General features: G+C 73.0%; 23 protein-coding genes. 10 read left to right on the top strand and 13 right to left on the bottom strand.

Annotated features, from left to right (window positions below; translation table 11 throughout):
* Positions 1-285: 285 nt before the first annotated feature.
* The 8 genes from ONA70_RS21175 to ONA70_RS21140 form a co-directional block, all read right to left on the bottom strand.
* Positions 286-1461, bottom strand: a complete 1176-nt coding sequence (locus ONA70_RS21175) for an osmoprotectant NAGGN system M42 family peptidase (RefSeq protein WP_265008208.1) — start codon at positions 1459-1461, stop codon at positions 286-288.
* A complete protein-coding gene (ngg, locus tag ONA70_RS21170) occupies positions 1458-3284 on the bottom strand; it encodes an N-acetylglutaminylglutamine synthetase (RefSeq protein WP_265008207.1) in 1827 nt (608 codons plus the stop codon). The genes ONA70_RS21175 and ngg overlap by 4 nt, the downstream gene beginning before the upstream one ends.
* Positions 3285-3286: 2 nt before the next feature.
* On the bottom strand, positions 3287-5071 hold the full coding sequence (locus ONA70_RS21165) for an N-acetylglutaminylglutamine amidotransferase (protein ID WP_265008206.1): 1785 nt from the start codon (positions 5069-5071) through the stop codon (positions 3287-3289).
* A gap of 203 nt (positions 5072-5274) precedes the next feature.
* Complete coding sequence (msrA, locus tag ONA70_RS21160; RefSeq protein WP_265008205.1) at positions 5275-5937, bottom strand: peptide-methionine (S)-S-oxide reductase MsrA; 663 nt, start codon at positions 5935-5937, stop codon at positions 5275-5277.
* 122 nt (positions 5938-6059) lie between these two features.
* Complete coding sequence (locus ONA70_RS21155; RefSeq protein ID WP_265008204.1) at positions 6060-6707, bottom strand: hypothetical protein; 648 nt, start codon at positions 6705-6707, stop codon at positions 6060-6062.
* A gap of 82 nt (positions 6708-6789) precedes the next feature.
* On the bottom strand, positions 6790-7203 hold the full coding sequence (locus ONA70_RS21150; RefSeq protein WP_265008203.1) for an HIT family protein: 414 nt from the start codon (positions 7201-7203) through the stop codon (positions 6790-6792).
* Between the two features lie 46 nt (positions 7204-7249).
* Positions 7250-7591: a hypothetical protein gene (locus ONA70_RS21145; protein WP_265008202.1), complete on the bottom strand. Its 342-nt coding sequence runs from the start codon at positions 7589-7591 to the stop codon at positions 7250-7252.
* 4 nt (positions 7592-7595) lie between these two features.
* Positions 7596-7772: a nucleotidyl transferase AbiEii/AbiGii toxin family protein gene (locus ONA70_RS21140; protein ID WP_265008201.1), complete on the bottom strand. Its 177-nt coding sequence runs from the start codon at positions 7770-7772 to the stop codon at positions 7596-7598.
* 186 nt (positions 7773-7958) lie between these two features.
* Between ONA70_RS21140 and ONA70_RS21135 the strand changes: the two genes are divergently transcribed.
* The 3 genes from ONA70_RS21135 to ilvA all read left to right on the top strand — a co-directional run bounded on the left by ONA70_RS21135 (position 7959) and on the right by ilvA (position 11906).
* A complete protein-coding gene (locus ONA70_RS21135) occupies positions 7959-9101 on the top strand; it encodes a cystathionine gamma-synthase (protein ID WP_265008200.1) in 1143 nt (380 codons plus the stop codon).
* 16 nt (positions 9102-9117) lie between these two features.
* Positions 9118-10530, top strand: coding sequence for an amidase (locus tag ONA70_RS21130; RefSeq protein WP_265008199.1), 1413 nt, complete (start codon positions 9118-9120; stop codon positions 10528-10530).
* Positions 10531-10685: 155 nt separating this feature from the next.
* The gene (gene ilvA, locus ONA70_RS21125) at positions 10686-11906 is read left to right on the top strand and encodes a threonine ammonia-lyase (protein ID WP_265008198.1); all 1221 of its coding nucleotides are present in this window, start codon (positions 10686-10688) and stop codon (positions 11904-11906) included.
* Positions 11907-12044: 138 nt separating this feature from the next.
* On the opposite strand, the gene greA is transcribed toward ilvA, so the two are convergent.
* Together greA and ONA70_RS21115 are read right to left on the bottom strand one after the other, a co-directional pair.
* Complete coding sequence (greA, locus tag ONA70_RS21120) at positions 12045-12545, bottom strand: transcription elongation factor GreA (RefSeq protein WP_265008197.1); 501 nt, start codon at positions 12543-12545, stop codon at positions 12045-12047.
* 134 nt (positions 12546-12679) lie between these two features.
* Positions 12680-13114: a DUF4307 domain-containing protein gene (locus ONA70_RS21115; protein WP_265008196.1), complete on the bottom strand. Its 435-nt coding sequence runs from the start codon at positions 13112-13114 to the stop codon at positions 12680-12682.
* 216 nt (positions 13115-13330) lie between these two features.
* Here ONA70_RS21115 and mca point away from each other — a divergent pair, with 216 nt between their 5' ends.
* The 3 genes from mca (at position 13331) to ONA70_RS21100 (ending at position 17269) form a co-directional block, all read left to right on the top strand.
* Positions 13331-14212, top strand: a complete 882-nt coding sequence (gene mca / locus ONA70_RS21110) for a mycothiol conjugate amidase Mca (protein ID WP_265008195.1) — start codon at positions 13331-13333, stop codon at positions 14210-14212.
* A gap of 51 nt (positions 14213-14263) precedes the next feature.
* Positions 14264-14557 carry a hypothetical protein gene (locus tag ONA70_RS21105; RefSeq protein ID WP_265008194.1) on the top strand — a complete coding sequence of 98 codons (294 nt, stop codon included), beginning with the start codon at positions 14264-14266 and terminating at the stop codon, positions 14555-14557.
* Positions 14558-14806: 249 nt separating this feature from the next.
* Complete coding sequence (locus ONA70_RS21100; RefSeq protein ID WP_265008209.1) at positions 14807-17269, top strand: putative bifunctional diguanylate cyclase/phosphodiesterase; 2463 nt, start codon at positions 14807-14809, stop codon at positions 17267-17269.
* A 4-nt stretch (positions 17270-17273) separates the two neighbouring features.
* On the opposite strand, the gene ONA70_RS21095 is transcribed toward ONA70_RS21100, so the two are convergent.
* Positions 17274-17570, bottom strand: a complete 297-nt coding sequence (locus ONA70_RS21095; protein WP_265008193.1) for a hypothetical protein — start codon at positions 17568-17570, stop codon at positions 17274-17276.
* Positions 17571-17751: 181 nt separating this feature from the next.
* Between ONA70_RS21095 and ONA70_RS21090 the strand changes: the two genes are divergently transcribed.
* A complete protein-coding gene (locus tag ONA70_RS21090) occupies positions 17752-19788 on the top strand; it encodes a thioredoxin domain-containing protein (RefSeq protein ID WP_265008192.1) in 2037 nt (678 codons plus the stop codon).
* A 4-nt stretch (positions 19789-19792) separates the two neighbouring features.
* Here the strand turns inward: ONA70_RS21090 and ONA70_RS21085 are convergent, their stop codons facing one another.
* Positions 19793-20443: a pyridoxine/pyridoxamine 5'-phosphate oxidase gene (locus ONA70_RS21085; protein WP_265008191.1), complete on the bottom strand. Its 651-nt coding sequence runs from the start codon at positions 20441-20443 to the stop codon at positions 19793-19795.
* Between the two features lie 12 nt (positions 20444-20455).
* Positions 20456-21028, bottom strand: a complete 573-nt coding sequence (locus ONA70_RS21080; RefSeq protein WP_265008190.1) for a PadR family transcriptional regulator — start codon at positions 21026-21028, stop codon at positions 20456-20458.
* Between the two features lie 102 nt (positions 21029-21130).
* On the opposite strand from ONA70_RS21080, the gene ONA70_RS21075 reads away from it, so the two are divergent.
* The 3 genes from ONA70_RS21075 to purE all read left to right on the top strand — a co-directional run.
* Positions 21131-21607: a hypothetical protein gene (locus tag ONA70_RS21075; RefSeq protein WP_265008189.1), complete on the top strand. Its 477-nt coding sequence runs from the start codon at positions 21131-21133 to the stop codon at positions 21605-21607.
* Between the two features lie 83 nt (positions 21608-21690).
* Positions 21691-22851 carry a 5-(carboxyamino)imidazole ribonucleotide synthase gene (locus ONA70_RS21070; RefSeq protein ID WP_265008188.1) on the top strand — a complete coding sequence of 387 codons (1161 nt, stop codon included), beginning with the start codon at positions 21691-21693 and terminating at the stop codon, positions 22849-22851.
* Positions 22848-23301 (top strand): 5-(carboxyamino)imidazole ribonucleotide mutase (purE, locus tag ONA70_RS21065; RefSeq protein ID WP_265008187.1); only part of this gene is annotated, 454 nt, incomplete at its 3' end. The genes ONA70_RS21070 and purE, both read left to right, overlap by 4 nt.

The raw sequence follows: 23301 nt of genomic DNA, 5'->3' as shown, positions 1-23301 counted from the left end.
CGGCTGGACTGGGCCGGCACCCCGGGGGTCGGGTGGCTGTCGTGGATTCGCCGCACCGCTGCCACACGGTCTCGACGATGGTGCCTGTTGCCCGCCTCGCGGCGGACGGGATTACTGTCGAGGACAGCGGCTAGCGGACAGCCACCTCACGAGTCCGATTGCTATACAAAGCTGGACCACCTCCTTTCCCGTGTACCGCCACGCTATCCACTTCCCGGTGACCCCGGCAACGGATTTGGATCACAGGCTCGGCGGGCGGCGAGCATGTGCATTGCCCCTTCCCGCTCAGTCCAGGCCGATCGGGCCCTCCCGGGGGCCCTCCTCGGAGGCCGGCTGGACGGCCAGCGACGGGAAGTCGGCCAGGTCGCCCTCCGGCTCGGCGTCCCATTCGGGGAAGACCAGCGGGCTCTGCAGGTAGAGGCAGAGCAACTGGGTGAGCTGGCGCAGGCCGTCGAGGTGGGTGCGCTCGTGCCCGTGGGTGGCGTCCACGCCGAAGCCGAGCAACGCCACCCGGGCGTGCGCGCCCGCCTCGACCGCGGCCGCCACGTCCGACCGGTAGTAGTCGAAGACGTCCCGGACCAGGTCGACGCCGTGCTCCCGGCCGATCGAGGCCAGGTTGCGGGTCAGGTGGTAGTCGAACGGGCCCACCCCGTCGCCCATGGCCAGGGTGGCGGCGTCCTCCCGGGACTGCTGCCCGGGGGCGACCACCGCGGCGTCCACCGAGACGATCTCCGCCACGTCCGGGTCGAGGCCGTGGCTCGCGCCGTGCCCGATCTCCTCGGTGACGGTGACCAGCAGGTGCGCGGTGACCGCCGGGGTGATCCCCGCGTCGACCATCGCCTTGAATGCGGTCAGCACCGCGGCCACCCCGGCCTTGTCGTCCAGGTGCCGCGACCTGACGTACCCGCCAGGGGTGATCGTCGGGTTGGCCAGCAGCGCGACGAAGTCGCCGGCGTCGATGCCGAGCGCGCGGAGGCCCGCGATGTCGTCCACCGGCTCGTCGACCCGTACCTCGACCAGCTCCCAGCCGACGCCCTGGAGGTCGACGCCCTCGTTGTAGCGGTGCCCGCTGGCCTTGAGCGGCAGCACCTGGCCGGTGAGCACCCGGTCCAGGTCGTCGGTGAAGATCCGCACCTGGGCGCCCTCGGCGAAGCGCGCGCTGTGCGTGCCGATCGGCTTCAGCTCCAGCCGCCCGTTCTCCTTGAGCCGCTTCACCATGCCGCCGATGGTGTCGGTGTGCACCACGATCGCCCGGTCGGCGCCGGTCGCGCGGGGCCCGGGCAGGCAGGCGCTGAGCGCCCCACGCCGGGTCAGCGTCGAGCCGATGCCGAGCGCGGAGAGGCGTTCCCCGACGTACTGCTGGACGTGGTCGGTACGCCCCGACGGGCTGGGGATCTCCAGCAGCTCCACCAGCACCTGGCGCAGGTAGTCGAGGTCGATCTCCAGGGGCTTCGGGCTCACGCGGCGCCTCCCGTACCGGCCGGGGCCCAGAGGCGCTGGGGTGCCCGGGTGCCGGGGAAGAGCAGGTCGACGAAGCGCTCGGCGGTCGGCTGTGGTTCGTGGTTGGCCAGGCCGGGGCGCTCGTTCGCCTCGATGAACACGTGCTCCGGCCGGTCCGGGGCGGGCACCAGCAGGTCCAGGCCGGTGACCGGGATGTCCAGCGCCCGGCTGGCCACCACGCACGCCTCCGCGACCGTCGGGTGCAGCTCGGCGGTCACGTCGTGGATGGTGCCGCCGGTGTGCAGGTTCGCGGTCCGGCGTACGGCCAGCACCTGCCCCTCGGGGAGCACGTCGTGCATCCGGTGGCCGGCCTCGGTCACCACCTCGCGGGTCATGGCGTCGACCGGGATCCGCGACTCGCCCCCGGTGGCGGCGGCCCGCCGCCGGCTCTGCCGCTCGATCAGCTCGGTGACGTCGTGCACCCCGTCGCCGGTGATCTGCGCGGGCCGGCGTACCGCGGCGGCGACCACCTCGTGGTCGATGACGACCACCCGCAGGTCCTCGCCGTCGCGCAGCTCCTCGATCAGCACGTCCGGACAGAACCGGCGGGCCAGCTCGACGGCGGCGGTCAGCGCCTCCGGCGTACGCACCCCGACCGTGATGCCGTTGCCCTGCTCGCCCCGGGCCGGCTTCACCACCACCGGGCCGGCGTCGGCCAGGAAGGCGAGGTCGTCGGCGTCGCCGGTGGCCGTCCGGCCGCGCGGCACCGACAGCCCGGCCTGGGTGAGGATCCGCCGGGTCACCCGCTTGTCGTCGCAGCGGCTCATCGCCACCGCCGAGGTCAGCTCCGACAGCGACTCGCGGGTGTGGATGGTCCGGCCGCCGTTGGTCAGCCTCAGCTCCCCCCAGTCCGGGTCGGTGACCTCCACCCGGATGCCGCGCCGCATCGCCTCGTCCGCGACGATCTTCGCGTACGGGTTCAGCTCGTCGTACCCCTCGGGCGTGGCCGGGAGGAACAGCCGCTCGTTGATCGGGTTCTTCCGCTTCACGCAGAGCGTGCCGGTCCGGTGGAAGCCGAGCCGCTCGTAGAGCCGGATCGCCCCCGAGTTCTCGGCCAGCACCGACAGGTCCACGTACGCCCGGCCCCGCGCGTCGAGCCGGTCGGCCAGCGCGGTGAGCAGCGCCTGCCCGGTGCCGGGCGGCGCGGCGTTGAAGTCCACGGTCAGGCACCACAGGCTGGCACCGTTGTCCGGGTCGGCGAAGACCGCGACGTGGTCCACGCCGGTGATGGTGCCGACCACCTCGCCGGCGGCGTCCTCGGCGACCAGGTGCAGGAACCGGTCGGTGCCGGCGTTCTCGACCAGCACCTCGACCGGAGCGGTGACCATGCCGTTGCGGGCGTAGATCCGGTTCACCGCGTCCGCGTCGTCCGCGTCGCGCAGCGGGCGGATGATCAGGCCGGGGATCTCACCGCCCTCGGTGGCGGCCGGTCGCCGCTCGCCCAGCGGCAGCCGGTAGGTCAGCGACGGGTCGATGAACAGCTCGTCCGGGAGCCGGGAGACCAGCACGTGCGGGTCGCGCAGGTAGATGCAGATGTCCCGGGCGCCGGCCGCCTCGGAGCGCAGCACGTGGGCGACCTCGACCTGCTCGGTGAAGGTCTGCCCGAAGACCAGCCGGCCCCAGCCGCAGTCCAGCACCACGCCGGACTCGTCCGAGGACTGCCGGCGGGGTTCGGGGGCACCGGGGGCGACCGGATCGCCGCCCGGACCGACGCGTTCCCGGCGCCGGCCCAGCACCCGTTCCCGGTCGGTACGGGCCGTCCCGGTGGCGAGGGTGTCGGTCACGGTCAGTCGATTCCGTGGCTCTGCAGCCACATTTCCAGGAGTCCCAGCTGCCACAGCTTGTTTCCGTTCAACGGGGTCAGTTCGGCGTTCGGGGCGGCGAGCAGCGCGTCGACGTAGTCGGTGCGAAACAGGTTCCGGCGGCGCGCCTCGGGTGCGGAGAGGGCGTCGCGTACCCGGTCGAGGAGCTTGCCCTCGAGGTGAGTGAGGCCGGGCACCGGGAAGTAGCCCTTCGGCCGGTCGATGACCTCCTGCGGGAGGATCCGCCGGCCGATCTCCTTGAGCACGCCCTTGCCGCCCTGGGCCAGCTTGAGTTCCGGCGGGCAGCTCGCGGCCAGCTCCACGAACTCGTGGTCGAGGAACGGCACGCGAGCCTCCAGCCCGTGCGCCATGGTCATGTTGTCCACCCGCTTCACCGGGTCGTCGGTCAGCATGACCTGGGTGTCGATCCGCAGGCCGGCGTCGACCGCCGTCTGCGCCCCCGGCCGGGCCAGGTGCGCGGCGGCGAACTCCCGCGCCGGGTCGCCGTCGGCCAGCCACACCGGGTCGAGCACCCGGGCGAGGCCGGCGGCGTCGCGGTCGAAGAAGGCCTTCGCGTACGTCCCGAGCGCCCGCTCCCGGTCCACTCCGGCCAGCGGCGGGTACCAGTGGTAGCCACCCAGGATCTCGTCCGCGCCCTGGCCGGACTGGACCACCTTGACGTGCCGGGCGACCTCCTGGCTGAGCAGGTAAAACGCGACGCAGTCGTGGCTGACCATGGGCTCGCTCATGGCCCTGACGGCGGCCTCCAGCGGTGGCAGCAGGTCGCCGGTGGGCACCTTGATCTGGTGGTGGTCGGTGCCGAAGGTCTTCGCGACCAGGTCGGAGTAGACGAACTCGTCGCCCTCCCGGCCGCCGACCGCGTCGAAGCCGATGGAGAAGGTGGACAGGCCGGCCTGCCCCTCACCGGCCAGCAGCGCCACCACCAGGCTGGAGTCCAGCCCGCCGGAGAGCAGCACGCCGACCGGCACGTCGGCCACCATCCGCCGGCGCACGGCGGTGGTCAGCGACTCCAACAGCGCGTCCTGCCAGTCCCGCTCGGTCCAGCCGGACCGTTCGGCGGACCGGCTGAAGGACGGATCCCAGTAGACCCGCTCACGGGTGGACCCGTCCGGCTCGTACACCCGGACGGTGGCCGGGGGGAGCTTGGCGACGCCGCGCAGGATGGTCCGCGGCGGCGGCACGATGCTGTGGAAGCTCAGGTAGTGGGCGAGCGCCACCGGGTCGATCGAGGTGTCGATCCCGCCGCCGGCCAGCAGCGCCGGCAGGGTGCTGGCGAAGCGGACCACGCCGGGGGTCTCGGCCACGTAGAGCGGCTTGATCCCGAGCCGGTCCCGGGCCAGCACCAGCCGGCCGGTGTCGCGCTCGCTGATCGCCACGGCGAACATCCCGATCAGGTGGTCGACGAAGTCCAGCCCCCACTCGGCGTACGCCTTGACCACGACCTCGCTGTCCCCGGAGGAGAAGAAGCGGTGGCCCTTGGCCTGCAGCTCCGCGCGCAGCTCGCGGTAGTTGTAGACGCAGCCGTTGAAGACGCCGGTGAGCCCGGCGGCGGCATCGACGATCGGTTGGCCGCTGGCCGCGGAGAGGTCGATGATCTTCAGGCGGCGGTGTCCCAGGGCGACGGGCCCCTGGGACCAGACACCGCTGTCGTCGGGCCCTCGGTCACTCATCGTGGCCGCCATGCGCTCCACCGCAGCCACCTCGGCGCGTGAGCCGTCACGGCGGAGCTCTCCGGCAAGTCCGCACATGCGAGCCCATGCTGCCAGAGGTTGGTGCGGTTCGCCTGTTGAGCTGATGACGGTCGGGGGCAGGTTCGCTATTATGCGCGGCTACTGTGGGTGGTCGCCGCTCGCGCCGGTAGTTTCTGTCCGGACTCGCGACCGATGCCGGAAATGTGCCGGGCCCGCGATGTGAGGAACACCGCAGGCCCGGGAATCGGACAGCCGGTCGGTCAGCCGGCGGTACGGGCCACGCCGACCGGGCAGCTCAGCCCGGTGGGGCCGTGGTTGCAGTACCCGTTCGGGTTCTTGGTCGGGGCCAGGTACTGCTGGTGGTAGTCCTCGGCGAAGTAGTAGTCACCGAGCCGGGCGATCTCCGTGGTGATCTCGCCCTTGCCGGCCCGCGCCACGATCGGCGCGAACGCGTCCCGGGACGCCTGAGCGGTGGCCAGCTGCTCGTCGGTGGTGGCGTAGATCGCCGAGCGGTACTGGGTGCCGACGTCGTTGCCCTGGCGCATGCCCTGGGTCGGGTCGTGGTTCTCCCAGAAGACCTTGAGCAGGTCCTCGTAGCTGATCTTCGCCGGGTCGTAGACCACCTGGACCACCTCGGCGTGCCCGGTCGACCCCGAGCAGACCTCCTCGTACGTCGGGTTCGGGGTGTAGCCACCCGCGTAGCCGGCCGACGTGGTGATCACGCCGGGGAGGGTCCAGAACAGTCGCTCGGCGCCCCAGAAGCAGCCCATCCCGAAGACCGCGACCTGCGAGCCCTCGGGGAAGGGGCCCTTCAGCGAGGACGGGAGCACCTCGTGCCGGTCGGCGATCGGCATCGCGATCGAACGGCCCGGCAGGGCCTGGTCGGGAGAGATCATCTCGGCCTTCATGCGGCGAAGGAACACGGTGGGACTCCTCTCTTGGCTTTCCCAGCGTGTGCAACACCGCCGGTCCCCGCTTCCTTACCCGCCCTGCCGGCGATCAGCCGGTCCGGTTTCCGCGCCGCGCCATGTGCCGGCGAGCGGGGTCAGGCCGTCGCGATGGCGAGCCCGATCACGACGAACAGGACGATCCCGATGGCCAGCCCGGCGATGGTCATCGGGCGTTGGAGCAAGGGAGCGCCCGGGTCCATCGGGCGGGCCTGCGGGTGGGTGGGCGCGGGCGGTGCCAGCTTGCGCACCTTGCGGCTGACGAGCAGGTTCCACAGCACGGTGACCGGCGTGGCGACCAGGGAGATCCAGCCCCACCAGCCCTGCACCAGGGTCTTCGCGGTCATCTCCCGGAACGTGGCCAGCCCGCAGTCCCGGCAGAACGGGCCGTGCTGGCTGAGCATCCGCATCACGATCAGCATGCCCTGGTGTCCACCGAAGGTGGTCTTCACCGCCGGCACACTGCCGCAGAACCGGCACTGGAGCTGCCCGGGGGCCGGCGCGGCCGGGGCCCACGTGCCGGGTTGGGGGGCGGGATACGCCTGACCGGGATACACGTGCTGGGCCGGTTGCTGCGCCGGGTGGGCGGGGGGAGCCGGGTAGCCGGCCTGCGCGGGGACGTAGCCGGGGTACGGGCCCGCGTAGCTCTGCTGCGGGTGGCCGTGAACCGCCTGCGGGGCGGGGCCGTGGCCCGGCGAGGGCGGCGGGGGGTAGGGCGGGATGGCCGGGTACTGCGGGTAGGACATCGACACGCCTCGGGATCGTCCGGACAGGGCGCGTCATGCTACTTCCGATGGAATCCGCCGCGCTGTCCCGTGACGCCCGAGGTCAGGTCAGGGCGGCGGCGATCCGGCCGGCGTACTCCCGGGCCTCGGCGTCGTCGGTGTAGCGGGTCCGCGGCCAGAAGAAGCCGCGCAGGCCGTCACCCTTGGTCCGGGGCACCACGTGGGTGTGCAGGTGCGGAACGGACTGGGACACCTTGTTGTTCACCGCCACGAATGTCCCACCGGATCCCAGACCGGTCTCCACCGCGACGATGATCCGCTGCACCAGCCGGAAGTAGCCGGGCAGCACCTCGGCCGGCAGCGTGTCGAGGGTGACCAGATGGCTGCGCGGCACCACCAGCACGTGCCCCTTGAACACCGGTCGGGTGTCCAGGAAGGCGAGTCCGTCCGGCTCGTCGACCACAGTGAAGGCGGGTACCTCGCCCGCCACGATCCCGCAGAACACGCACCCGCTCACCGGGCCAGGCTATTACCGCTGTTCGACAACATGGCGAGGGGAGGCGTCACGGCTCGTCGAGGTAGCTGTCCCACTCGCTCTCCGGTGCCCCGGCCGGGCCGGCCTCCCCGTTTGCCAACCTGCGTGTGATGTCGGCCTCCCAGCGCCGCGCCCAGCACCGCAAGTCATCGACCTCAGCCACGCTGAGCCCATAGGAGCGAAAGGTCCGGGTGTCCCGTTCCTCCACGCCGCCCAGCCGGTCGGCCAACTCCTCCAACGAAAAGCCGGCCGTGTGGCGAGCAGCGAGGTTCTCCAACTCGATCAAGCTGAGCTGGGCGTTCGCTGCGCGGATGTCGATGAAGTCGCGATGGGCGGCCCGATCGTGCAGGGCGCGCATCTTGAGCCCCACGGCGTCATCGAAGGCGAGGACGGTCCAACGGCAGCGCCGTGGCGGTGGCGAAGTCGATGTCCTGCGAGGGTCGGTTGACCAGGTCGTGCGCGCACATGGCGTAGCCGCCCGCAAGGACCAGACCGAGGTCATCTCCGGCGGCGAAGCCGATCTCGAGGAGCCGGCGATGTAGCGCGTCCACTCAGCCCGCGCAGAGGTCGGGTAGCCGGCGTTCCCAGAGCATCGTCAGGCGGCGAGCCGTCAGCCGCTTGATCCTCGGCCAGTCCCGCCGGAGCAACCTGGGATTTGACGTACCGGGAACTGCCGGTGGTGACTCGCGCCCCGGGTTCCCCGCACGGTGCCGGGCGGGCGGACTAACGTCTCGGGAATGAGTCACGGCTTCGAGACGCTCGCCATCCACGCCGGCCAGGACCCGGAGGCCCGCACCGGCGCGGTGATCCCACCGATCTATCAGACCAGCACCTACGCCCAGGACGCCGTCGGCGCGCCCCGGCAGGGCTACGAGTACAGCCGCTCCGGCAACCCGACCCGGGACGCGCTCCAGGAGTGCCTGGCCGCGCTGGAGGGCGGTCCGGTGGCGCTCGCCTTCGCCAGCGGCCTGGCCGCCGAGGACACCCTGCTGCGTACCGTCTGCAAGCCGGGCGACCACGTGGTCATCCCCGACGACGCGTACGGCGGCACGTACCGGCTCTTCTCCCGGGTCGCCGAGCGGTGGGGGCTGGACTACACGCCGGCGAAGGTCTCCGACCCGGACTCGGTGCGGGCCGCGATCCGCCCCGGCAGCACGAAGATCGTCTGGCTGGAGACGCCGACCAACCCGCTGCTCGGCATCGCCGACATCGCCGCCCTGGCCGCCGTCGCGCACGACGCCGGCGCGCTGCTGGTCGTCGACAACACCTTCGCCTCGCCGTACCTGCAGCAGCCGCTCCTGCTCGGCGCCGACGTGGTGGTCCACTCCACCACGAAGTACATCGGTGGACACTCCGACGTGGTCGGTGGCGCGCTGATCGCCGCCGACCGGACGCTCGGCGAGGAGTTGCGCTACCACCAGAACGCGATGGGCGCCATCAACGGCCCGTTCGACGCCTGGCTCACCCTGCGCGGCATCAAGACCCTCGGCGTACGGATGGACCGGCACTGCGACAACGCCGAGCGGATCGCGGCCTACCTGGACGGTCACGCCAAGGTCGGCCAGGTCATCTACCCGGGCCTGCCGACGCACCCGGGCCACGAGGTGGCCGCCAAGCAGATGCGCCGGTTCGGCGGCATGATCTCGTTCCGCGCCACCGGCGGCGAGGAGCACGCCGTGGAGATCTGCAACCGGGCCAAGCTTTTCGTGCTCGCGGAGTCCCTCGGCGGGGTCGAATCGCTCATCGAGCACCCGGGACGGATGACACACGCGAGCGCTGCCGGCTCGCCGCTTGAAGTTCCCGCCGATCTCGTGCGACTGTCTGTCGGCATCGAGACGGTCGACGACCTGCTCGCCGATCTGGAGCAGGCGCTGGGCTGACCGCGGGCTGGGGAGGGTGGCCGTGCAGGACTTCATGCCGACGACCTGGGTGGGGGCGACGGCCAAGCAGATCGCCCGGGCGGTACGCCGGGGCGACGCCTCCGCCACCCAGGTCGTGGCCGACCACCTGGACCACCTGGCCCGGGCCGACGCCGACCTCGCCGCGTTCCGCACGGTACGCGGCGGGGAGGCGATCACCGAGGCGGAGAAGGTCGACGAGCAGGAGGACCTGGCCAACCTTCCGCTGGCCGGGGTGCCGGTCGCGGTCAAGGAGAACACCCCGGTCGCCGGCCTGCCCACCTGGAACGGGTCGGCGGCCGTGCGTACCCCGGTGGCGGAGGCGGACCACGAGGTGGTCCGCCGGCTGCGCGGCGCCGGCGCGGTGATCCTCGGGGTGACCCGGATGCCGGAACTCGGCCTCTGGGCGGTCACCGACGACGACACGGCCGTCACCCGCAACCCCTGGGACCTGTCGTGTACCCCGGGCGGCTCGTCCGGCGGCGCCGCCGCCGCGGTGGCCGCCGGGCTGGTGCCGATGGCGCACGGCAACGACGGCCTCGGCTCGATCCGCATCCCCGCGGCCTGCTGCGGCCTGGTCGGGCTCAAGCCCGGCCGCGGCGTGGTGCCCTGCCAGCTCGGCGCGGACGACTGGTTCGGCCTGACCGAGCACGGCATGCTCACCAGCACGGTCGCCGACGCGGTGGTCGGCTTCTCGGTGCTGGCCGGCCGCCGCACCGAGAAGCTGGTCCCGCCGCCGCGGCTGCGGGTCGGCGTCTCGCTGCGCTCGCCGGTGCGCGGTGTCTCGCCGGACGCCCCCAACCGCGACGCGGTGGCCGCCGCCGGCCGGCTACTGGCCGCCGCCGGGCACGACACCGTCCCCGCCGACCCGGTCTACCCGACCCGGCTCGGCCTCCAGGGCATCGCCACCTGGTTCGCCGCGGCCGCCGCCGACGTGCGGACGTCCGGCCTGCAGCGCCGCGACCTGCAGCGGCGCAGCCGCCGGCACGTGGCGCTCGGCGAGTGGGCGCAGCGCCGGGGGTACGTCCGAGAGGCCGACCGGCTCGCCTGGCGCGATCGGTCGGTGAACTTCTTCGCCGACCACTCCGTCGACCTGCTGCTCACCCCGGCGCTGGCCGGGCCGCCGCCGGAGGCCGCCGGCTGGTCCGGCCGGTCCTGGTGGGCGAACATGTCGGCCAACATCCGGTACGCCCCGTACGCCGCGCCCTGGAACATCGCCGGCCTGCCCTCGATCGTGGTGCCGGTCGGTCGCCGCCCCGACGGCCTGCCGGTCGCCGTGCAGTTCGTCGGGCCGCCCGGCTCGGAGTTGCTGCTGCTCGGCGTCGCCGGACAGTTCGAGATGCAGGCCCCGTGGCAGCGGCACGCCCCCGGCTACCCGCGGGTCGGCACGGGGTCGCCGGCCACCGCGTGATCGTCTAGCGTGTCCGCGACTTCCACGCGTGGCGACCATGGCGGACGACGCCAAGCCCCGGCGCAGCCGGTCACCGGGCCGTCGCGGCAGGTGGTCGCTGATCCGACCGTGGCGTCGCCGCAGGTTCCCCCGGGGGCGGGTGGCACGATCGGGGCATGACGGAACTGGTCGGTCTCGCCGACGTACAGGCCGCGCGGGAGCTGCTCGCCGGCGTCACCCGTACCACCCCGCTGGAGCCGTCCCGGCCGCTTAGCGGCGTACTCGGCGGTCCGGCGTGGCTGAAGTGCGAGAACGTGCAACGTGCGGGGTCGTACAAGGTGCGCGGGGCGTACGTGCGGATCTCCCGGCTCTCGGCCGAGGAGCGGGAACGCGGCGTGGTCGCGGCGAGCGCCGGCAACCACGCCCAGGGGGTGGCGCTCGCCGCCGGCCTGGTCGGCACCCACGCCACGGTCTTCATGCCGGTCAACGCGCCGCTGCCCAAGGTAGCCGCGACCAAGGGCTACGGCGCCACGATCGAGCTGGTCGGCAACACGGTGGACGAGTCGCTGGTCGCGGCGCAGACCTTCGCCGAGCGGACCGGGGCGGTGTTCATCCACCCGTTCGACCACCCGGATGTCATCGCCGGGCAGGGCACGGTGGCGCTGGAGATCCTCGAACAGTGCCCGGACGTGAAGACGATCGTCACCGGGGTGGGCGGTGGCGGCCTGATCTCCGGGATGGCGGTGGCCGCCAAGGCGCTGCGTCCCGACGTACGGGTGATCGGGGTGCAGGCGGCCACCGCGGCCGCCTTCCCGCCTTCGCTCAAGGCCGGCGAACCGGTACGCCTGCCGTCGTTCTCGACGATCGCCGACGGCATCGCGGTCGGCCGGCCCGGCGACCTGACCTTCACCCACGTCCGCAAGCTGGTCGACGAGATCGTCACGGTCTCCGAGGAGGACATCTCCCGGGCCCTGCTGATGCTGCTGGAGCGCGGCAAGCAGGTGGTGGAGCCGGCCGGCGCGGTGGGGGTGGCCGCGCTGCTGGCCGGCGCGGTGGAGGTGACGGCGCCGGTGGTGGCGGTGCTCTCCGGCGGCAACATCGACCCGCTGCTCATGCTCCGGGTGATCGAGCACGGCCTGGCGGCGGCCGGCCGCTACCTGCGGGTCACCGTGCGGTGCACGGACCGGCCGGGTCAGCTCGCCTCGCTGCTCAGCGAGATCGCCGAGCACCGGGCCAACGTGGTGGACGTGGAGCACCAGCGGGCCAACCCACACCTGCGCCTCGGTGAGGTGGAGGTGGCGCTGTCGGTGGAGACCCGCGGCGTGGAGCACTCGGACAAGCTGATCAGCGCCCTGCGGGCCAGCGGCTACCAAGTGGTGTTCGCCGCCGAGTCGTGAGCTGCCGTCCGGGTTCCGTGACGACGCGACCGCCCCGGCCGGTGGGCCGGGGCGGTCGCGGTGTGGCTCGGGTCCGAGGAGTGCCTGTCAGCCTCGGTCGGGTCGGACCCGAGCCATCCGGCACGGGTCCGGAGGGCGTCAGCCGGAGAACGGCTCGAACTTGACCACGGTCACCTTGATGTCGGCGCCGCTGGGCGCCGTGTAGGTGCAGGTCTGGCCGGCCTTGCCGCCGAGGATCGCCTTGCCGAGCGCGGACTCGGGGCTGTAGACGGTCAGGTCGGTGGTGGAGGCGATCTCCCGGGAGCCGAGCAGGAAGGTCTCCGTGTCGTCGGCGTCGTCGTCGAAGTAGATCGTCACGACCATGCCCGGCGACACCGCGTCGGCGGCCGCGGCCTCGCCGACCTTGGCCGTGCGGAGCAGCTCCTTCAGGTAGAGGATGCGCCCCTCGGCCTTGCCCTGCTCCTCGCGGGCGGCGTGGTAGCCCCCGTTCTCCCGCAGGTCGCCCTCCTCGCGCCGGGCGTTGATCTCGGCGGCGATGACCGGCCGGTTGGCGATCAGTTCGTCGAGCTCGGCCTGCAGGCGGTCGTACGCGTCCTGGGACAGCCAGGTAGCGGGCGCCTCGTTGCCATTGGTGGACACAGGCGGTCTCCTCGGTTGGTGCGGACTGGCTGACAGGTGAACTACCAAGTTACCAGTGCCGGGCACTTCGAGGTGTCGCCGATCACCCCAGTGCCGGCGACGGGACCAGGGGTGCGGGGTCGGTCCGGGTGGGGTCAGCCGGCGGGCCGGCAGCGCAGCACCTCGCCGATGAACGGTCGGGCGGTGGTCGGCACCTCGTGCCCGACGGTGACGTGCCGCTGATTGGGGCGCGCGGTCACGGTGGCCTCGCTGTGCCCGACCTCGGTCCCGTCGTGCGCGCGGGCCCGCAGCAGGCAGGTGGCCGAGCCGCCGGGCGGCACGGTGACCCGGAAGTCGACCACCACCCGGGAGTCGGTGATCCCGGTGTAGCTGATCACCTCGGCCCGGTACTCGGGATCGCCGTACTGGTTGTAGAGCTTCGCCGCGACCAGCCCGAGGACGGCCAGCAGGGCGGCCACCGCCAGGGCGAGCAGGAGCGGCCGGCGGCGGCCGGGCTCGCGGCGGCGGCCGTACCGCCCGGGCGGGAATACCGGGGCGCCCGGGGTGATTGTGGTGTGCGTCTCGCTCACCGGCGGGTATCTCCTGGCGTTGTTGTCGGCGGCATCGGCAAGAATGGCAAAGTCCATCTTCCCAGCCCGGCGCTGAGCCAAGGATGGCAGGTCGGTCGAGTCGCCGACCAGCCAGCCGCCACGGGGGTTGCCGCGGGCGCGGGGGGAGATTCCGGCAGGTCATCCGGTCCGGCCCAGGGTGGCCGGCCCGGCCGGCACAGACGAGGAGCGCCGAAGGTGGCAGAGCAACTGCGTCTCATGGCGGTGCACGCCCATCCCGACGACGAGTCGAGCAAGGGCGCCGCGACCACGGCGAAATATGTCGCCGAGGGGGTGGACGTCCTGGTCGTCACGTGCACCGGTGGCGAGCGGGGGAGCGTGCTCAACCCCAAGATGGACCGCCCGGACGTGTGGGCCAACATCGCCGACATCCGCCGGGCCGAGATGGACGCCGCCCGGGCGATCCTCGGCATCGAGCAGGCCTGGCTCGGGTTCGTCGACTCCGGGCTGCCCGAGGGCGACCCGCTGCCGCCGCTGCCCGAGGGGTGCTTCGCGCTGCAGGACGTGGAGACCGCCGCCGCCCCGCTGGTGCGGCTGATGCGCCAGTTCCGCCCGCACGTCGTCACCACGTACGACGAGGAGGGCGGCTACCCGCACCCCGACCACATCATGACCCACAAGGTGACCGTGGCGGCCTTCGAGGCCGCCGGCGACCCGGAGCGGCATCCGGAGCTGGGCGAGCCCTGGCAGCCGCTCAAGCTCTACTACGACATCGGCTTCTCGCGCGGCAAGATCATGGCCCTGCACGAGGGCATGCTCGCCGCCGGCCTGGAGTCGCCGTACGAGGAGTGGCTCAAGCGCTGGGACGACCGCCCCGACAAGGGCCCGCGGATCACCACCCGGGTGGAGTGCGCCGAATACTTCCCGGTCCGGGACGACGCGCTGCGTGCCCACGCCACCCAGATCGACCCGGACGGCTTCTGGTTCCAGGTGCCGATGGACCTTCAGCAACGGGCCTGGCCGACCGAGGACTACCAGCTCGCCCGCTCTCTGGTCGACAGCCCGCTGCCCGAGTCCGACCTCTTCGCCGGGGTCCGCGAGACGGCCCATGCTCGCTGATCCGGTGGCGGGCTACGCTGAGAGGCAGCAGCCGCACATCGGAGGAACACCATGCTGACCACCGCCCAGGTGCTCGCGGAGAACAACTTCGGTGACACCCGTACGGGTGGTCTCGCCGGTCCGATGGGTCTCTTCCTCATCGTCGCGTTGGCCACCGTCACCGTCCTGCTGATCCGCAACATGAACGCCCGGCTTCGCCGGCTGCCCGACCGGTTCCCGCCACAGGCCGGCCCGGCCGGGTCGGATCGGGCCGACGCGGCAGTCGCCGATCCGACAGACGGGATCGTCTCGCAGGAATCACCCGCAGACGCTCCCAACGGCTCCGAGCAGCGCCGGAACGGGTAGTCGGCGCGTGAATCACGTCGAAGCCGGTCGTCGCCCCCTGTTGCGACCACCGGCTTTGGCTTAGCCTTCCGCCGGGGGGACCGAAGGTCCCTGAGCCGTGCGCGGAAGGGGGGCGCCGATGTTCGTGGCAGCAGCGGCCACCCACCGTGCCCTCGGACCGCCGGCGGACGGGGTGGATACGTGACCTCCGGCAGGGACGGTCACCCACTCGATCGGCTCGGCCTGCGGGGCACGCCGGCCGGGGTGCTCATGGTGACCGCCGCCGTCGCGGCCACCGCGCTGGCGGCCGCGGTACTCGGGCTCACCGTTCCGGCGTCCCTCCCACCCGACGACCCGCTGCCGGCACCGGCCCGGTTCGGCCTCGCGGTCGCCACGTTCGCCGTCGCCCAGCTGGCCCGACTGCGGTTCCGCACCGCCGCCGGCATGGTCAGCATCACCTGGGGCGAGGCCGCCCTCATCGTCTGTCTCTACCTCGTACCGGCCGGCTGGCTGCCGGCCGCGGCCCTGCTCGGCGCCGGGGCCGCCTGGACCGCGATGTCCGTGCTCGCCGACCGACGGTCGGTGCTGGAGCTGGTCCGGATCGCCGGCTCGTTGACCGCCGCCACGGCCCTCGCCGGCGCGGTGGCCAGCGCGCTGGGCCGGCCGATGCTCGCCGCGCCGACCCCGGAGCTGGCCTTCGCGCTGGTCGCCGGCTCGGTGACCTACCTGCTCACCACCGCGTGGCTGGGCGGCGCGACCCTCGCGCTGCGGCACGGCATCCCGATCGGTCCGCCGCTGCTCGCCGCGCTCCGCGGCAAGCTGCTCATGTTCGTCGGCAACGTGGCGGTCGGCCTGGTGGTGGTCGCGCTGCTGGAGCTGGACCCCCGCTGGCTGCTGCTGCTCCCGCCGCCGCTCTGGCTCCTCCAGCAGACCTACCGCCACCGGCTCCGGGCCGACCAGGAGCACCGCACCTGGCGGGCGTTCGCCGAGGCGACCGCCGCGCTCAACCAACTCGACGAGCGGGGGGTGGCGACCGCCGCGGTGACCGGTGCGCTCGCGCTCTTCGGCGCCGAGCTGGTCGAGGTGGACGTCGCCCGGGGCGAGGGCCGGTGGCGGCGCTACCGGGCGGACACCGGTGGTCAGGTACGCGACCGCGAGGTGCCGCCCCCGGTGCTGGTCGAGTCGAGCGAGCACGAGCTGGTGCGCTCCCTGACCGTGGGCAGCGCGGAGGTGGGTCAGCTGCGCGTCCACTTTCCCCGCTCGGCCCCACCGACCGCCCGGGAGCGGGACGGCGTGGCCGCGTTCGGGGACGCGCTGGCCGCCGCCCTGCACGACGCCGCCACCCATCGCGAGCTGCGGCTGGTCACCGCCCGCTCCTCGTACGAGGCGGTGCACGACCAGCTCACCGGGCTGCTGAACCGGGCCGCCATGCTGGCCAACGGCGACCAGGCGCTGCGGCAGCTCGCTCACGACCACCCGGTCGCGCTGCTGCTGCTCGACGTCAACCAGTTCAAGGAGGTCAACGACACGCTCGGGCACGCCGCCGGCGACCAGCTGCTGCGGCTGACCGCGAACCGGCTGGGCGCCCTGGCCCGCCCCGGCGACCTGCTCGGGCGGCTCGGCGGCGACGAGTTCGCCCTGCTGCTGACCGCGGTACCGGTGGTCGACGACCGCGCGGCCCCGATCACGTACGCGCTGCGCCAGGCCCGGGAGATCGCCGAGCGGCTGGCCGCGCCGACCGAGGTGGCCGGGGTGCGGATGTCCGTCGAGGTGTCGGTCGGCGTGGTGGTCGCCGCCGCGGGCACCGCGGACCTGACCGAGCTGCTGCGCCGGGCCGACATCGCCATGTACCAGGCGAAGGAGGGCGGCGGCAGCGTCGCCGCGTACGACAGCTCCCGGGATGCGGCGAGCACCGACCACCTGGCGCTCCTCGCCGAGCTGCGGGAGGCGCTGGAGGCCGACGACCAGCTCGTGCTGGCGTTGCAGCCGGCGGTGGACCTGGCTACGGGCGCGCCGACCGGCGTGGAGGCGCTGATCCGGTGGCAGCATCCCCGGCGCGGCTGGCTCGGGCCGGCCGACTTCATCCGGCCGGTCGAGAACAGCGAGCAGCTCGGCAGCTTCACCCGGTACGTGCTGGACAAGGCGCTCGCGGTGGCCGCCGGGTGGGCCCGCGAGGGGCTCGACGTGCCGATCTCGGTGAACCTGTCGGCCCGCAGCCTGCTCGACCCGCGGCTGCCCGGGGAGATCGGCGACGCGCTGCGCCGGCACCAGGTCCCGCCGCACCGGCTGGTCCTGGAGATCACCGAGACGGTGGTGATGAGCGAGCTGGAGGTCATCGACGAGGTGCTGGCCACCCTGCGGTCGATGGGGGTGCAGCTCGCGGTCGACGACTTCGGCACCGGCTTCTCGTCGCTGACCTTCCTGACCCGGATCGCGGTCGACGAGCTGAAGGTCGACCGTTCCTTCGTGATCCGGATGGCCGAGTCCCCGGAGGCGGCGGCGATCGTCCGGACCACCGTCGGGCTCGCCCACGAGCTGGGGCTGCGGGTGGTGGCCGAGGGCGTGGAGACCGCCGAGCAGCGGACCGCCCTGGCCGAGCTGGGCTGCACCGCCGCCCAGGGCTACCACTTCTTCAAGCCGATGCCGGCCGACAAGATCGGCGCGGTGCTGGGGTCGCTGCGGGACAGCGCCCAGGGCAACGTCTTCCCGCTCCGCGCTGACGGCGCCTCCTAGGTACTCAGGTCTGCGGCACCCGGCTCATTCCCTGCTGCACATCTTCCGCGTTCATCACGGGAGTCATATCAATCCTGGCATTCAATCCGATGAAGAACGGCTCCGCCACCTGCGGCATCTGTGCGGGTTCTCGCAGGTCGAAGACGAAGTACCCGGTCCGGTGGCCGTGGCGGGTCGTGAAGTAGGCGGCTTCGGGTTTCAGTTGCGTGAGGGCCGCCTGGATCGCCTTGGGCAGGCTGCCGTCCTGGATGCCCCGGTTGCCGGCGTCGGTGTCTATCTCGACTGTCATGAGCACGCGCATCGCAACTCCTCCACACGGCGCCACCCGGGCCTACCGGGATTCCAGTACCCGCAGTTTCCCGTGTTCGACTAACTGATCGAGGCGATTTGACAGAACGCCAGAGGGGAGGCCTAGCCGGGAGTGCTGACGCGGCCGGTCCGCTCCCGCAGCGCCGCCAGGGCGTGCTCGATATGGTCGTCGGGTGAACCGACTTGCCGACGCCACCTCGCCGTACCTGCTCCAGCACGCCGAGAATCCGGTCGACTGGTGGCCCTGGTGCGACGAGGCGTTCGCCGAGGCCAAGCGGCGCGACGTGCCGGTGCTCATCTCGGTCGGGTACGCGGCCTGCCACTGGTGCCATGTGATGGCGCACGAGTCGTTCGAGAACGAGGGCGTCGCCCAGCTGATGAACGACGACTTCGTCTGCGTCAAGGTGGACCGGGAGGAGCGCCCGGACGTCGACGCGGTCTACATGACCGCCACCCAGGCGATGACCGGGCAGGGGGGCTGGCCGATGACGGTCTTCGCCACGCCGGACGGCACCCCGTTCTTCTGCGGCACCTACTTCCCCCGGCCGAACTTCATCCGCCTCCTCGGCTCGGTCGCCACCGCCTGGCGGGACCAGCGGGAGGCCGTGCTGCGGCAGGGCGCCGCGGTGGTCGAGGCGATCGGCGGCGCCCAGGCCGTCGGCGGGCTCACCGCCCCGCTCACCGCCGAACTGCTCGACGCCGCCGCCGCGCAGCTCGACCAGGAGTACGACGAGACGAACGGCGGATTCGGCGGGGCGCCCAAGTTCCCGCCGCACATGAACCTGCTCTTCCTGCTCCGGCACCACCAGCGCACCGGCTCGGCCCGGAGCCTGGAGATCGTCCGGCACACCTGTGAGGCGATGGCCCGGGGCGGCCTGCACGACCAGCTCGCCGGCGGGTTCGCCCGCTACTCGGTGGACGGCCACTGGACCGTGCCGCACTTCGAGAAGATGCTCTACGACAATGCGCTGCTGCTGCGGGTCTACACCCAGCTCTGGCGGCTCACCGGGGACCGGCTGGCCCGGCGGGTCGCCCGGGACACCGCCCGGTTCCTCGCCGACGAGCTGCACCGGCCCGGCGAGGGCTTCGCGTCCGCGCTGGACGCGGACACCCAGGGCGTCGAGGGCCTCACCTACGTCTGGACCCCGGCCCAGCTCGTCGAGGTGCTCGGGGAGGAGGACGGCCGGTTCGCCGCCGACCTGTTCGGGGTGACCGAGTCCGGGACGTTCGAACGCGGCACCAGCGTGCTCCGGCTGGCCCGGGACGTGGACGACGCCGACCCGGCGGTCCGGGCCCGCTGGCAGGACGTGGTCGGCCGACTGCTCGCCGCCCGGGACACCCGCCCCCAACCGGCCCGGGACGACAAGGTGGTGGCCGCCTGGAACGGGCTCGCGATCACCGCGATCGCCGAGTTCCAGCAGGTCGCCGCGCTCTACGCGAACCCGGACGACGAGGACGCGAACCTCATGGAGGGCGTCACCATCGTCGCCGACGGGGCGATGCGCGACGCCGCCGAGCACCTGGCGAACGTGCACGTGGTGGACGGCCGGCTGCGCCGGGTCTCCCGGGACAGGGTGGTCGGCGAGCCGGCCGGCGTGCTGGAGGACTACGGCTGTGTGGCCGAGGCGTTCTGCGCGCTGCACCAGCTCACCGGCGAGGGCCGCTGGCTGACCCTGGCCGGGCAGCTGCTCGACGTGGCGCTGGCCCGGTTCGCCGCCCCGGACGGCGGCTTCTACGACACCGCGGACGACGCCGAGCGCCTGGTCACCCGGCCGGCCGATCCCACGGACAACGCCACTCCGTCCGGCCGGTCGGCGATCGTCGCGGCGCTGGTCGCGTACGCGGCGCTGACCGGGGAGACCCGGTACCGGGACGCGGCCGAGGCCACCCTGTCGACGGTCGCGCCGATCGTCGGCCGGCACGCCCGGTTCACCGGGTACGCGGCCACCGTCGGCGAGGCGCTGCTCTCCGGGCCGTACGAGATCGCGGTGGTGACCGACGACCCGGCGGGCGACCCGCTCGTGGCGGCCGCCCACCGGTACGCCCCGCCCGGCGCGGTGGTGGTGGCCGGCCGGAGCGACCAGGCGGGGGTGCCGCTGCTGGCCGACCGGCCGCTGGTCGACGGGCGGCCCGCCGCGTACGTCTGCCGGGGTTTCGTCTGCCAGCGGCCGGTGACCTCGGTCGACGAGCTGGTCGCCGAGCTCGGCTGAGCCATCACGGCCAGAGCAGCTCCCGCTCCCAGCCGTCCGCGGTACGGCGGTAGCGCAGCCGGACGTGCCGGCGCGCCCGGTCGGCCTGCCAGAACTCGACCGTCTCCGGACGGACGAGGTAGACGGTGTGCGCCTCGGGGGCGAGATCCGGCTTGTTGAGCACCAGCGCGCGAGCCCGCGCGAACGCCCCGTCGAGGGCCTCCCGGCGGTCGAGCGGCTCGCTCTGCCGGCCGGCCATGCCGGCGATCCGGGAGCCCAGCGGGCGGGCCAGGAAGTCGCGCCGCGACTCCTCCGGGTGGACCGGCCGGGCAGTGCCGCGTACCCGGACCTGCCGGCCCTGCTCGCGCCAGTGGAAGCTCAGCGCCACCCGGGGCTCGGCGGCGAGCTGCCGTCCCTTGGCACTGGTCGAGGTGGTGGCGAAGCGCCAGCCCTCGTCGTCGAGATCCTTGAGGATCAGCACCCGGGCGTCCGGGGCGCCGTCGGCGTCGACGGTCGAGAGGGTCATCGCGTGCGGTTCGTCCACGCCGGCGTCGATCGCTCCAGCCAGCCAGGAGGCGAAAAGCGGAACCGGTGCGTCGGGCGTGTCGGCGGGGTCGAACGAGGGCATCTCGTGCGCGAGCACGGGGAGCCCGCGCAGCAGGTCGCGGGTGCTCATGACCCGATCATGTCAACCGGTGGCCGTCGGAGGGGCCCCGCCATCCCGGTCCGCCGGCCGCAGCGGCCCGGGCAGGGCGTCGAACCACTCCAGTACCGCTCGCTCGTAGGCCAGCCCGAAACGCAGTGTCGCCACGGAGTAGGGGTCGATCTCGTCCGCCTCGGGCGGCAGGGCGGCGGCCGCCTCCGCGTACCCGGCCAGCCGGGCGGCGTGGGTGGCCCGATGCGCGGCCAGGTACTCCGCCAGCCGGTCCGGCGGCAGGTGCCGCCCGAAGAGCACCGTCAGCAGCAGGGGGAACCGGATGATCTCCGCCGCTGGCGGCTTCCCGGCCCACTCGGCGAACGCCGCGCGCCCGGCCTCGGTGATCTCGTACGGCTGTCGGTCGCGCCGCCCGCGCTCGCCGGCCCGGATCAGCCCGGCGGCCGCCATCGCGGTCAGCTCCCGGTAGACCTGGCTCTGGGTCAGCGACCAGAACGCGCCGATCCGCTGCTGCGCGTACTCGACCAGGTCCCAGCCGGTCATCGGCCCGTCGTGCAGGAAGCCCAGCAGGGAGGCGGCGGTGGCGTTCAACGGCCGGTCCGGCATCGGTGAGCTCTCCTTCGCGAAACTCCTTGACATCCCATTGTGTCAGGTCAGATGCTGGGGCTATCGACCTCCCACATTGGGATGTCATGGAGAGGAGGACCCGTGCACACCGTTCTCGTCGTGATCCACGCGGTCAGCGGCATCACCGGGCTGCTGCTCGCTCTGCCCGTGCTGCTCGCCCCGAAACGGCGCGGCAGGCACACCCTGCTCGGCCGGGTCTACGTAGGCGCCGCCGTCGGCCTCAGTCTCAGCGCCGTCGGGCTCTTCGCCTACGATCCGGCGCGCCTGTGGGGGCTGGCGGTGCTCGGTGCGCTCACCCTCGGCTGGGTGCTCGGCGGGTTCTGGTTCGCCCGCCGTCGGCCGCACGTACCGGGTGGCCGGGGTTGGCGGATCTGGCACCTCAACCTGATGGGCAGCACGGTGATCGCCTTCGTCACCGGGTTCGCCGTGCAGATGTCCGACGGGCACCTGGCCGCGTGGCTCGCCCCGACGGTGCTCGGCTCGCTGTTGATCGCCCGGGCCACCGCACGCGAGGTCGCCCGCGCGCCGCGCCGGATCACGGTCTCCCCGGCCGGCTGAGTTCGCCACTCGCGCACCACCGCGGTGAGACTGGTCGCCCTCCGGGCCGGCTCCGACCATCGCCCGGATAGGCTGGCGGCGCTATGGATTCCCGGACCGGACTGCCTGTCGTCGGCATGGTGGGCGGTGGCCAGCTGGCCCGAATGACCCACCAGGCCGCCATCGCCCTCGGCCAGTCGCTGCGCGTGCTGGCGCTCGCCCCGGACGACGGCGCCGCCCTGGTCGCGGCCGACGTCCAGTACGGCGACCACACCGACCTCGCCGCCCTGCGTACCTTCGCGAAGGGCTGCGACGTGGTCACGTTCGACCATGAGCACGTGCCCAGCGGGCACATCCGCACCCTCGCCGACGAGGGAATGAAGCTCTTCCCGCCGGCCGACGCGCTGCTGCACGCACAGGACAAGCGGGTGATGCGCGAGCGGCTCGGCGAGCTGGGCGCGCCGAACCCGGCCTGGCGTCCCGTCGAGCAGCCCGCGGACCTGGTCGCCTTCGGCGATGAGGTCGGCTGGCCGGTGGTGCTCAAAGCGGCCCGCGGCGGCTACGACGGCCGGGGCGTCTGGCTGGTGGACGGCGGCGCCCAGGCGGTCGAGCTGGCCACCACCCTGCTCGCCGGGGGCACTCCGCTGATCGTCGAGGAACGGGTCGCGCTGCGCCGGGAGCTGGCCGTGCAGGTGGCCCGCTCGCCATTCGGCCAGGTCGCCGCGTACCCGGTGGTGGAGACCGTGCAGCGGGACGGGATCTGCGTCGAGGTGCTGGCGCCGGCGCCCGGCCTGCCCGAGGAGCTGGCGGTCGCGGCCCAGCAGCTCGCCATCGACCTGGCCACCGCGCTCGGCGTGATCGGCCTGCTGGCCGTGGAGCTGTTCGAGACGCCGGCCGGGCTGGTGGTCAACGAACTGGCCATGCGGCCGCACAACTCGGGGCACTGGACCATCGAGGGGGCCCGGACCTCCCAGTTCGAGCAGCACCTACGGGCGGTGCTGGACTACCCGATGGGGGACACCGCCCTCACCGCGCCGGTCGTGGTGATGGCGAACGTGCTCGGCGGCGAGCCGGGTGGGATCTCCATCGACGAGCGGTTGCACCACCTCTTCGCCGCCGAGCCCGGGGCCAAGGTCCACCTGTACGGCAAGCAGGTGCGCCCGGGCCGCAAGATCGGGCACGTCACGGTGCTCGGGAACGATCTGGACGACGTACGGGCCCGGGCCGCGCGAGCCGCCCGCTGGCTGCGGGAGGGGCACCAGTGAGCACCGTCGGGCTGATCATGGGCAGCGACTCGGACTGGCCGACCATGAAGGCCGCCGCCGAGGCGCTGGACGAGTTCGAGGTGCCCTACGAGGTCGGCGTGGTCTCCGCGCACCGGACCCCGGTCAAGATGATCGAGTACGGCCGCGCCGCCGCCGGCCGGGGCGTCAAGGTGATCATCGCCGGCGCCGGCGGGGCGGCCCACCTGCCCGGCATGGTCGCCTCGGTCACCCCGCTACCGGTGATCGGCGTGCCGGTTCCGCTCAAGCACCTGGACGGGATGGACTCGCTGCTCTCCATCGTGCAGATGCCGGCCGGCGTGCCGGTGGCCACGGTCTCCATCGGCAACGCGCGCAACGCCGGCCTCCTCGCGGTACGCATCCTGGCCGCGAGCGACCCGGTGCTGCTCAAGCGGATGGCCGACTTCCAGGCGAGCCTGGTCGACCTGGTCG

The sequence above is a fragment of the Micromonospora yasonensis genome (genome assembly GCF_026013475.1).
GTDB classification, from domain to species: Bacteria; Actinomycetota; Actinomycetes; order Mycobacteriales; family Micromonosporaceae; genus Micromonospora; species Micromonospora yasonensis.
The sequence above is the reverse complement of the archived record's forward strand: the minus strand, read 5'-3'. Positions and strand labels throughout refer to the sequence as shown.

Bases quoted from the DNA above. Each gene is read 5' to 3' on its own strand.
- ONA70_RS21070 (WP_265008188.1), top strand. From the start codon at position 21,691: ATGGATTCCCGGACCGGACTGCCTGTCGTCGGCATGGTGGGCGGTGGC.
- ONA70_RS21095 (WP_265008193.1), bottom strand. From the start codon at position 17,570: ATGCGCGTGCTCATGACAGTCGAGATAGACACCGACGCCGGCAACCGG.
- ONA70_RS21165 (WP_265008206.1), bottom strand. From the start codon at position 5,071: ATGTGCGGACTTGCCGGAGAGCTCCGCCGTGACGGCTCACGCGCCGAG.
- ilvA (WP_265008198.1), top strand. From the start codon at position 10,686: ATGACGGAACTGGTCGGTCTCGCCGACGTACAGGCCGCGCGGGAGCTG.
- ONA70_RS21155 (WP_265008204.1), bottom strand. From the start codon at position 6,707: ATGTCCTACCCGCAGTACCCGGCCATCCCGCCCTACCCCCCGCCGCCC.
- ONA70_RS21135 (WP_265008200.1), top strand. From the start codon at position 7,959: ATGAGTCACGGCTTCGAGACGCTCGCCATCCACGCCGGCCAGGACCCG.
- ONA70_RS21100 (WP_265008209.1), top strand. From the start codon at position 14,807: ATGGTGACCGCCGCCGTCGCGGCCACCGCGCTGGCGGCCGCGGTACTC.
- ONA70_RS21105 (WP_265008194.1), top strand. From the start codon at position 14,264: ATGCTGACCACCGCCCAGGTGCTCGCGGAGAACAACTTCGGTGACACC.
- ONA70_RS21085 (WP_265008191.1), bottom strand. From the start codon at position 20,443: ATGAGCACCCGCGACCTGCTGCGCGGGCTCCCCGTGCTCGCGCACGAG.
- ONA70_RS21080 (WP_265008190.1), bottom strand. From the start codon at position 21,028: ATGCCGGACCGGCCGTTGAACGCCACCGCCGCCTCCCTGCTGGGCTTC.